8 protein-coding genes are annotated in these 9,823 nt (G+C 45.8%); 5 read left to right on the top strand and 3 right to left on the bottom strand.

The window, feature by feature from the left end; translation table 11 throughout:
* Positions 1-190 precede the first annotated feature (190 nt).
* Genes Q0274_RS05850 through dnaK form a run of 3 tightly spaced genes read left to right on the top strand, consistent with a single transcriptional unit; the run spans position 191 to position 3,482 of the window.
* The gene (locus tag Q0274_RS05850) at positions 191-979 is read left to right on the top strand and encodes an HrcA family transcriptional regulator (RefSeq protein ID WP_298028318.1); all 789 of its coding nucleotides are present in this window, start codon (positions 191-193) and stop codon (positions 977-979) included.
* A complete protein-coding gene (locus Q0274_RS05845) occupies positions 976-1,551 on the top strand; it encodes a nucleotide exchange factor GrpE (protein ID WP_298028317.1) in 576 nt (191 codons plus the stop codon). Before Q0274_RS05850 ends, Q0274_RS05845 begins: the two co-directional genes overlap by 4 nt.
* A 44-nt stretch (positions 1,552-1,595) precedes the next feature.
* Positions 1,596-3,482 carry a molecular chaperone DnaK gene (gene dnaK / locus Q0274_RS05840; RefSeq protein WP_298028316.1) on the top strand — a complete coding sequence of 629 codons (1,887 nt, stop codon included), beginning with the start codon at positions 1,596-1,598 and terminating at the stop codon, positions 3,480-3,482.
* Positions 3,483-4,005: 523 nt separating this feature from the next.
* Here dnaK and tupA read toward each other — a convergent pair.
* On the bottom strand, positions 4,006-4,824 hold the full coding sequence (gene tupA / locus Q0274_RS05835; RefSeq protein ID WP_291937738.1) for a tungstate ABC transporter substrate-binding protein TupA: 819 nt from the start codon (positions 4,822-4,824) through the stop codon (positions 4,006-4,008).
* An 83-nt stretch (positions 4,825-4,907) separates the two neighbouring features.
* Between tupA and tupB the strand changes: the two genes are divergently transcribed.
* Positions 4,908-5,600 (top strand): tungstate ABC transporter permease TupB, encoded by a 693-nt coding sequence (gene tupB, locus Q0274_RS05830; RefSeq protein ID WP_298028315.1) that lies wholly within the window; start codon positions 4,908-4,910, stop codon positions 5,598-5,600.
* The gene (gene tupC, locus Q0274_RS05825) at positions 5,597-6,841 is read left to right on the top strand and encodes a tungstate ABC transporter ATP-binding protein TupC (RefSeq protein WP_298028314.1); all 1,245 of its coding nucleotides are present in this window, start codon (positions 5,597-5,599) and stop codon (positions 6,839-6,841) included. Before tupB ends, tupC begins: the two co-directional genes overlap by 4 nt.
* 392 nt (positions 6,842-7,233) lie before the next feature.
* Here tupC and Q0274_RS05820 read toward each other — a convergent pair whose 3' ends face one another.
* Together Q0274_RS05820 and Q0274_RS05815 are read right to left on the bottom strand one after the other, a co-directional pair.
* A complete protein-coding gene (locus Q0274_RS05820; protein ID WP_298028313.1) occupies positions 7,234-8,559 on the bottom strand; it encodes an aminotransferase class V-fold PLP-dependent enzyme in 1,326 nt (441 codons plus the stop codon).
* A 155-nt stretch (positions 8,560-8,714) separates the two neighbouring features.
* Positions 8,715-9,823: ankyrin repeat domain-containing protein (locus tag Q0274_RS05815; protein ID WP_298028312.1), on the bottom strand; the 1,109-nt coding region annotated here is incomplete at its 5' end.

The raw sequence follows: 9,823 nt of genomic DNA, 5'->3' as shown, positions 1-9,823 counted from the left end.
ATTCCAAGAATTCCAAGAATTCCAAGAATTCCAAGAATTCCAAGAAATACGCTCACCTCAAAAATCATAGCTAAAATTTAGCAAACTCAAGACCCGATTGCTAAAATTTTATAAAATTTATATAAAAACCTTGACATCCTACCACTCAATGTTGTATAATACTAGCAATCTTACCGAAAGAGTGCTAAAAGTGAAAACGAATAAACGCGATATGATCCTGGAATCCATCATTTCCGCCTATCTCGATAGCAACACCCCGATCGGATCTTCCGAGCTGGGTGAGCGTATGGGCGTAGCGATGTCCGCGTCTAGCATTCGAATTTATTTTAAGCGCTTAAGCGACGAGGGGGCTTTGACGCAGCTTCATGTAAGTGGTGGTAGAATTCCGACGGTTGCGACGATGCAGGATTACTGGCGCGCTAGACTTAGCTTCGACGATGAGTTAAAAATAGACGATGCTCGCGAGCTAGAAGCGGTGCTTGAGGATTTTGAAATTTACTGTATGATTTTCAACGCCGAAAATGAAGCCCTAAGCGAAGTTATCAATCACAATGATCGCTTTATAATTCTTGCATTTAGAAAAGACGAGATTATCTTAAAATACGATTTTAGAGTTTTTAAATTCCTATCAAATTTAATAGGAATTTCACTCGGAGATTTGGAGCTAGCTTCGATGCAGATCGGTCTGCGCGAGCTTAGCACCAAAATTAAAGAGCTAAAAAATTCTAAAATCGAATTTCTTTGTAACGAGGTCGTAGCGTATAAAATTTTCAAAGACGAGCGGTTTAAAATTTTACTCAACCCCTCGATCGCCGTAAATTTTACTAAAAATTTGATCTTCGCGCCCTACTTTGAGCACGGATTTATGGGGATCAAACGCCCCGTAAAATTCGAAGGCGAGGACGCTACGATGATCTGTGCAGGCAGCGTTTACGAGAATTACGAGAAATTTTTTAACTACGCTAAAGGAGTAGCATGAGCCATAAATTTAAAGAGCACGGCGATAAAAATGCAGTGTGCGATAGTGAAGAAAAAGAGGTTTGCGAACAGTGCGCGTCAGAGGCGAGCGAGCCGCAAGAGGCGCAGACATGCGATGATACCGACGCGCAGATACAAAAGCTTCAAAACGAGCTGAGTGAGATCACCGATAAATTTTACCGCGCCAATGCGGATTTTGAAAATCTCAAAAAACGTTTGGAAAAAGAAAAAGATAGCGCTGTTGCTTACGCTAGCGAGAGCTTTGCGAAGGATCTGCTGCCGATAATCGACGCGCTTGAGGAGGCCGCCAAAATTGATGTGGAAGGTAATGAGCTTGCGGATAAAATCGAAGTCGGCGTAAAACAATGTCTAAGCCTTTTTACAAAGACTTTTGAAAAATACGGTATCGTGCCGATAGCGACGGATGCGGGATTTGATCCTAGCGTGCATAACGCTATTTCGATGATTGAAGCCGAAGGTGCTAAAAAAGGCGATATCGTTCAAGTATATCAAAAAGGCTATATGTATAAGCAGCGCGTTTTACGCGCCGCTATGGTAGTAGTGGCGAAATAATCGCTCAAATTTTAAAATTTTAAATTCAATACAAAGGATAACAAATGGCAAAAGTCATAGGCATTGACCTAGGAACAACAAACTCGTGCGTAAGCATATTCGAGCGTGGCGAGAGCAAGATCATACCGAACAAAGAGGGCAAAAACACCACTCCGTCGGTAGTCGCTTTCACCGATAAAGGCGAGGTTTTAGTAGGCGACAGCGCCAAGCGCCAAGCAGTCACTAACCCGGAAAAGACGATCTACTCGATCAAACGCATCATGGGTCTTATGATGAATGAGAAAAACGCGCAGGAGGCTAAAAAGCGCCTACCGTATAAGATCATAGACCGAAATGGCGCGTGCGCGGTAGAGATCGCGGGCAAGATTTATACACCGCAAGAAATTTCAGCCAAGGTGCTAATCAAGCTAAAAGAGGATGCTGAGGCGTTTTTGGGCGAGCCGGTTGTCGATGCGGTCATCACCGTGCCTGCATATTTCAACGACAGCCAAAGAAAGGCGACGAAAGAAGCAGGAACAATCGCGGGCTTAAACGTGCTTCGTATCATCAACGAGCCGACCGCAGCGGCACTTGCGTATGGACTGGATAAAAAAGAATCTGAAAAGATCGTCGTTTACGATCTAGGTGGTGGTACATTCGACGTAACCGTGCTAGAAACCGGCGATAGCGTCGTAGAAGTTTTAGCTACCGGCGGTAATGCATTTTTGGGCGGCGATGATTTCGATAACAAACTGATCGACTTTTTAACCTCGGAATTTCAATCTGAAACAGGCATCGACTTGCGCGGCGATGTCATGGCTATGCAACGCCTAAAAGAGGCTGCGGAAAACGCCAAAAAAGAGCTAAGCAGCGCGATGGAAACGACGGTAAATTTACCTTTTATCACTGCTGACGCTACGGGTCCTAAGCACCTGATGAAAACCATCACTAGAGCTAAATTTGAAAGCATGATCGATTCTTTGGTAGATGAGACCATAAGTACGCTTAAAAAGGTCGTAAGCGATGCAGGTCTTAGCATGAACGACATCAAAGAAGTCGTCATGGTAGGCGGCTCGACGCGCGTGCCACTCGTGCAAGAGGAGGTCAAAAAGGCTTTCGGCAAAGAGCTAAACAAGAGCGTAAACCCTGATGAAGTCGTAGCAATCGGCGCAGCGATCCAAGGCGCGGTCATCAAAGGCGACGTAAAAGACGTGCTACTGCTCGACGTCACTCCGTTAAGCCTCGGCATCGAAACCCTAGGTGGCGTGATGACCAAGATCATCGAAAAGGGAACTACGATACCTACGAAAAAATCTCAAACCTTCTCGACTGCAGAGGATAATCAAAGCGCCGTTACGATCAACGTCTTGCAGGGCGAGCGCGAGTTTGCGAAAGACAACAAATCGCTAGGAAATTTCAATCTTGAGGGCATCATGCCCGCTCCTCGCGGCGTGCCTCAGATCGAGGTGGAATTTAATATCGATGCGAACGGAATTTTAACCGTCTCGGCAAAAGACAAGGCTACCGGCAAGGCAACCGACATCCGCATCACCGGCTCAAGCGGTTTAAGCGATGCCGAGATCGATAAGATGGTAAAAGATGCCGAGCTTCACAAAGAGGAAGATAACAAGCGCAAAGAGACCGTCGAGGCGCGCAACCAAGCCGATAGTATCGCGCATCAAACCGAAAAGAGCCTAAGCGAGATGGGCGAGAAGGTACCGGGTGATCTACGCGCTAAGATCGAAGGCGCGCTAAATGATCTAAAAGCCGTGCTAAAGGATGAAAACGCAAGCAAGGAAGCGATAAACTCCAAAGTAGAAGCCCTAAGCAAGGTCGCCGAGGATCTATACAAGGCTGCCAGCGCAAATCAGGGTGCACAAGGCGGATCGCAAAGCTCCGGCTCAAACGGCGGTAAAAAAGACGACGACGTCATCGACGCCGAAGTCGAGTAACCTGCCGCAAAGTGAAATTTTATAGCCGCGCGCTCGGTAGTTTTGCCAGAGCTTGAAAGGCAATTTTACCGGCGCGCGGCAGAAGCGGTTCCGCAAACCGCGCATAAAATTTCATAGCTTCACACGCTCGGGCGTTTTTCATACGCCCGAGCTTAACCGCAACTTCAAATTAAATTCCCAACAAACTAAAATTTTAAGCCGCGTGCAAATACGGCTAAATTTTGCGCTGTATAAATATCGCTAGACATTAGAGCATATCCAAATGCGATCGAAATTTCTCCGCACCGATCTCAAATATAGCTGGAATTTTAAGCCTATCGCCTACAAACGAAGCTGCGATAAATTTAAACGTATGGCAAGAAAGTAAAAAATGTATCGTAAAGAGACGCAGTAAAAAACGCCCGCTAAATTTTAGAGGCAAAAGAGCTAAATTTAAAGGCGCGCAGATTGATTTATTAAAAAGCAAAAGCCCAAAGGCGGCGTTTCGCCTTCAGGCTTTAAATTTAGCTTTATTTAGCTAGAGCTAGTTCTTGCGAGTATTCGCATCAGGGGTGAAAAGCGGCTTATTTAGCAGCTTGAAATCGCCTACGAACTTCTGCCCCTTCTCGCTGGTGATCCATTTGATGAAGCGCTGCGCATTTTCGTAGTCGGCTTTTGGGCAGTGCTTTGGATTGACCGCGATTACGGAGTAAAAATTCTTCAGATCGTTATCGCCTTCGTTGATGATAACCATATCGGGATTGCCCTTTTTATTGTCCTCATATTTGATGTAGGTGCCGCGATCGGTGAAGGTCACGCCCTTTTGCTCGGCGGCTGCGTTAATCGTAGCGATCATGCCTTGACCGGTTTGGTTATACCACGCCTCATTTTCAGGCACGGCGCCCTCAACCTTTTTCCAAATACCTTTCTCTTTGTTATCGGTGCCCGATTTATCGCCGCGAGAGAAAAATTTAATCTTCTCCGCCTTGATCAGCTCAAACGAACCTTTAAGATCTTTGCCTTTAAATTTAGGTGCGATCGATTTATCGGCGATGAGGATAAAATCATTATACATAACGGGCGTGCGGTCAACGCCGAAGCCTTTTTCTACAAATTCTTTCTCGACTTTCGGCGAATGCACGAAAAGTATATCCGCATCGCAGTTCTCGCCAAGCTTTAGAGCAGCACCTGTGCCTACCGCCGTCCATTTGATATCGACGCCGGTTTCCGCCTTATACGCAGGATAGATCGCGTCTAGCAAGCCCGTATTATCGGTACTCGTTGTAGTTGCCATCACCAAATCGTTATCAGCGGCAAAAAGGCTCGCACTAAGAGCGAGCGAAACAAAAAATATTTTTTTCATGTTATCTCCTTTAAAAAATGTGCTATTATAGCATATAAATTTGGTTTATAAATATGCCATAATAGAATATTTAGGACGTGATCTTGGACTTTATTTTAGAAGGAATTTTAAGCGCATTCGGTCTGCTTTTTAGCGGCGATGCGGAGACCTTTTCGGCGATCAAAGCGACGCTTTATACTTCAAGTATCTCGATACTTTTTGCGATTTTAACCGGCTTTCCGATAGGATTTATCCTCGGATTTTACGAATTTCGCGCTCGCAGAACGCTTAGACTTTTAAGCGACGTCGCGCTTGCGATGCCCACTGTAGCGATAGGACTGATCCTTTACGCTTTCATATCCAGAAACGGCCCTTTGGGCGAGCTGGGGCTGCTTTTTACGCTTAAGGCCGTGATGCTCGGGCAATTTGCGCTGGCGCTTCCTATCATCGTCTCGCTAAGCGCCAGCGTCATCGAAAATATGGATAAGAAGCACTATCTAAACATTATGAACTACCGCCTAAGCCCGCCAAATTTAATCCTTTGCGTGCTTTACGAGCTGCGTTATGCCCTGCTGGTCGTCATCGCCACCGCTTACGGGCGGATCGTCGCGGAGGTAGGCGTAGCGATGATGATCGGCGGCAATATCAAATATTTCACCCGCACGATCACCACGGCGATCTCGCTTGAGACCAACAAGGGCGAGTTTGCGATGGGTATAGCGCTCGCGCTGGTGCTGATTTTAATAGCGTTTGCGATAAATTTAGCCATCCACGCGCTAAAAAGGTTAGATCGATGAATGCAGATAAGCAAACGCGTCCGAGCAAAAATTTCACAGACAAAAACCGGGCGGAGCGGGAATGCGAAAATTTTATGAGCGAAAATTTAACGAGCATAAATTCTGCGGGAGAGAATTCTATGAGCGCAAATTTTGCCGCTAAGAATTCTACGAGTAAAAATTCTGCAACCGAGAATTCCGTTAGCGCAAATTCCAAGAAAGAGAATTCCAAGAGCGAGAATTTCGCGAGTGAGAAATTTACGGATAAGACTTCCGCCGCCGCGCGATCTGTACCCCATAGCGAGCAAATTTCGGTGCGGGATCTAGTGCTGCACTACGGACGGAGCGAAATTTTAAATATCCCCAGCCTCGATCTAAATACGAGCGACATCACGGCGCTTTTGGGCTCCAACGGCAGCGGCAAATCCACGTTGCTGCGGATTTTAGCCTTTTTGCAGCGCCCAAGTAGCGGCAGCGTGGAGCTTTGGGGGCAGCAGGCGCCCTCTTTGCAGACGTTGCGGCAGATCTGCCTACTGCTGCCCGAACCCGTGCTTTTAAAACGTAGCGTAGAGCAAAATTTTAAATTTGCGCTCAAAAGTCGCGGCGTGCTTGCGGAATTTGATGAGCGAGTGGATGAGGCACTCGGCCTAACGGGGCTTGATAGAAGTTTTTTATCAAAGAAGCATTTCGAGCTTAGCTCGGGGCAGACGCAACGCATCGCGTTTGCGCTCGCTCTAGCGCAGCGCGCGAAGCTCTATCTGCTCGACGAGCCGACCAACAGCCTCGATCTTGCCGCTTCCAAGCTCTTTGCGCGCGCGATTTTATTTATGCGGAGTCGCTACGGCTGCGGCTTTATCATCGCCAGCCACGATGAGAAATGGCTCAGCGCGATCGCGCAAAGAAGCGTATTTTTGCATCGCGGCAAGATATGCGAGTTTGAATACAAAAATATCTTTGACGTGCAAAACGAGATTTTAAAATTTTCGGACGAAATTTCGCTGCGCCTTGAAGAGGGACTCGCACGCGCTCGCAAAATCGCGATAAATCCGAGTAAAATTTTATTATCTCAAAGCCCGTTTGAGCGCTGCTTTGCGGGGATTTTACATTCGGTTTCGCTTCAGTACGGCTCCTCGCTACTCATCAAGATCAAGGTGGGCGACGTGCTGCTAAAATGCGTCACAGCTCAGGATGAGAGGCGCTGGAGCGCGGGCGAGAGGATCTATTTCGGATTTGAAGACGGCGCGTTTTTAGGGCTGGAGTAATTCTGCGCGAAGTGCGGATAAGCTTTATTTTGCTTTGGAATTTTTATTCGCGCGGCACTAATATTATTTCTTCAAATTTTTACTGCGAACCATCTAGCGCGGCGTACCCGGCGAAACAGAGCATAAAAATTTGCGCCTTTAAATTTTGAAATTTACAAGCATGCCTTTACCGAGCAGCACAGCGTGAAATTTTAAAATTCTAAATTTTAACTCCGCAGAGCGTGTAGTTTATTTCGCCTGCAGTGCAAAGGCGGAAAGATAGTAAGAGAATTCCGCGGCGCAAAACCCGCGTAAAATTTCAAGGAGACGGCACGAAATTCCGATAAATTTTAAAAACGGTGTGGAATTTTACGAAATTTCACTAGAGCTCAAAAAAGCGGCAAAGCCCTAGCTTAAATTTTCCCGCCAAACATCTCATACATCGCCTTTTCCTCGCCCCAAAGCTCGCGGTGCTTTTTGATGCAGGATTTTATCGCGTCCACGAGATAACGCACATCTTGCTCGGTGTGCGTATAGTGCAGGCTCACGCGCACGAAGCCGGGCTTACTTTCAGGCATGCGCCCCTCCTTGATACCTAGCAGATCGTGAGCGTACGGCCCCGCGCACATCACACCCGCGCGCGTCTGGATGCCGAAGTCGTTGCTAAGGCTCGCGGCAAAATCATACGCCGAGACGCCGCGCACGTTAAATGAAATTATCGGCAGCCGCGGCGCGCCCTTTGGAGCGCAGTTTATGATCTCGTCAATGCCTGCTAGTTCGCTCTCAAAAAGCCGTGCGAGCTCGTCCTCGGCGCTTTTTATTTGCTCGAAGCCCACCTCGTTTCGCAGCGCATAAGCCAAATTTGCCCGCATAAGCCCGATAATAGGCGGCGTGCCGCCCTCCTCTAGCTGCTCGGGATTTTTCAAAAATACGTGCCCTTCGCGGCTGGCGTAGGCGACCGTCCCGCCTGCGGCAAAGGTCGGCACATCGCTGTTAAGTAGCTCCTTTTTGATCGCCAGAAGCCCGCAGCTAGCAGGCCCTCCGAGTAGCTTATGCGGCGAGAGGAAAATCGCGTCGAAATGATCGCAGTCTAAATTTGCGTGCGAGCTTAGCGCCGCGCAGTCAAAGGCCACGATCCCGCCCGCAGCCCTGATTAGTTCGCTGATTTTTTTATAATCGCTGATGACGCCCGTTACGTTTGAGGCGGCGCTAAACGAGCCGATGATGCGGCGTCCGGCATTTAGCTTCAAGATGCGCTCAAGCGCGAGCAGATCGATCTCGCCGGACTCGCTAAGCGGCACGCGCATGTAGTCGCAAAGCCCCTCGCGAAAGCTAAGCTCGTTTGAGTGGTGTTCGTATGGCGAAACAAGCACGAGCGGAAGCTGCGCGGCGCGTAAATTTGCCTCGCCGATCGCGCTTCTGGTCGCAGGCGGCAGGTAGATGCCGAGCAGCTCTTGAAATTTCTTGATCGCAGCCGTCGCGCCCTGTCCGCAAGCGATGAGACAAAACCGCTCGTCAAGCCCCAGTAGCTTTTTTAGACTCTCTCGCGCGCCCTCGTAGCGACGCTGTGTGATGATGGCGCTTGAGCTACTGTCGGAGTGGGTGTTGGCGTAGGTTTTGAGTACCTCCGCTATCTCGCACTCTACGGGCTCATAAGCAAGCCCCGAAGCGGTGTAGTCAAAATAGCGCACGCCTTGTTTTAAGATGATATTTTTTCGAATTTCGTCTAAGCTTAGCATTCGCGGCCTTTAAAATTTAAGTGATTAATTATAGTGAAATTTGGATTAATTTAAGGCTTTGCAGCCTAGCGGGGAAAATTTTAATAAAAATTTAGAAAAGCTTTGCCTACTATATCGCTTAAGTTCTTATGCTATATAGTTTTACTCCTTCAAATTTATTGATTACTATCTAGTTTTTTAGCTGCTTCTTGTCTTAGAATTTCGGCATAATCTTTTATATCTATTTTCTCGCCGTTATGTAGAATTTTCACTTTCGCTTTCTCTAGCATTTCCTCAAAATTTAAATATTTAAAAAATGTCTCAATATCGAATGCCTCAGTACTATTTTTATCTTTGAGACTGCTTTTTTGTAAAATCTCTTCATCGCTCAGCCCATTGCCGCAAAGAGCTTTATATCTATCTATTTTCATATTATAGAAATTTAATATTTTAATATCCGGTTCTAGCTTAGTACATTTTTTATCATTTGGCATATAGCCGAAAAATTTTATAAAATCTTTTTCTTTCCAGTATCTATCGGTTCCTTTTTCCCTCTCTTCGTTATGTTTTACCGACCATCTGCCTCGAAGGGCCCAATCGTATGATTCTAAAATCTTCTCTCCATAGCAATAATCATTCATATGGTTTATGTAAGACTCCTTCTTTTTTATAGATCCAGCTAAACTATCCAAACAATTTCTATAAGCCGTAACAATATCATCTTGACTCGGTAGACCATCTATATTATATTTTATTAATAATTTTAATTTATCTTCGTATATAGGTTCTCTTGGCAGAGAATTATAAATAGATTTTTTAAAGATATTTTTTTGTTTAAACGAAACGCCATTCTCACTTAAATAATATAGGGCACTTTTATATTCTTTTGGTCTTATACCGCTTTGCAGCATCATATCGGCAATTTCTATCAAATTACTATATATTGCATAGTTTAATGGATAAATAGGATCTTTTGAGGATTCTCCCTTTATGCATCCAGTAAATTTTACATCTATTTTATTATTATCAACTATAATTTTTGTATCTTTGGAATACCAAGGGCATCCTATATACCCTTGTACTATATTGATCTCATTAAATTTAATTCCATTATCGAGCAATAGTTTAACAGTATTGGTAGCATTATTTTCTATCGCATAAGCCATAGCGGATAGCTTGTATTCATCTTTTTTATGTATATCCGCACCTAACTTTATAAGCTCTTGGGTAGTATTTGTATCATCCCAAAAGCTAGAATACATCACGGGCGTTACCCCTCCGTGCA

Source organism: uncultured Campylobacter sp., from assembly GCF_937973075.1.
Classification (GTDB): domain Bacteria; phylum Campylobacterota; class Campylobacteria; order Campylobacterales; family Campylobacteraceae; genus Campylobacter_B.
Note: the sequence above shows the minus strand (reverse complement) of the source record. Positions and strands in the feature narration are given on the sequence as shown.